The organism is Streptomyces sp. SID12501 (assembly GCF_010550245.1).
GTDB lineage: Bacteria > Actinomycetota > Actinomycetes > Streptomycetales > Streptomycetaceae > Streptomyces.
In genome coordinates this window covers 1-435 of sequence record NZ_JAAGLU010000694.1, presented here as the reverse complement: position 1 = coordinate 435, position 435 = coordinate 1, and the positions used below count along the sequence as shown (strand labels likewise).

The 435-nt window shown below is 72.6% G+C and carries 1 protein-coding gene; it reads right to left on the bottom strand.

Annotated features, from left to right (window positions below; all coding sequences use genetic code 11):
• Window positions 1-435: DUF4352 domain-containing protein (locus G3I71_RS47960; protein WP_164325254.1), on the bottom strand; the 435-nt coding region annotated here is incomplete at both ends.

The following is a 435-nucleotide window of genomic DNA, read 5'->3' as shown; positions in this document are numbered from 1 at the left end:
CGGGACGTCGAACACGACCGTGCCCTGCACGCTGTTGCCCGGGTTGATCTGGTTGAGGAACGACTGCGCGTCGCCCAGGTAGATCGCGGCGCCCGTGTCGGCGGAGTGCGTGCGGCCCTGCGTGTCCGTGAGCTTCTGGCTGCTGCCGTCGAAGTACTGCGCCTCGTCCCCGATGTTCGTCACGGTGACGTGGACCAGCAGGAACTGCCCCTGCGCGTCCTGGCCGAACATGTCGTCACCCACGCGCGTCACGCCCGGCTCGACGCCGGTGACCGTGAACTCGAACTTGCCGTCGCGGACCGGCGTCCCGATGCCGGCAACGCTGCTCGCCGGGCTCTCCTCGGCCGGCGGGGTGTCACCGGCCGGGGCCGACGCGGCGGGCGACGCCGGCGGAGCGTCGTCGCCACCACCGCCCAGCGCGCTCGCCACGGCCAC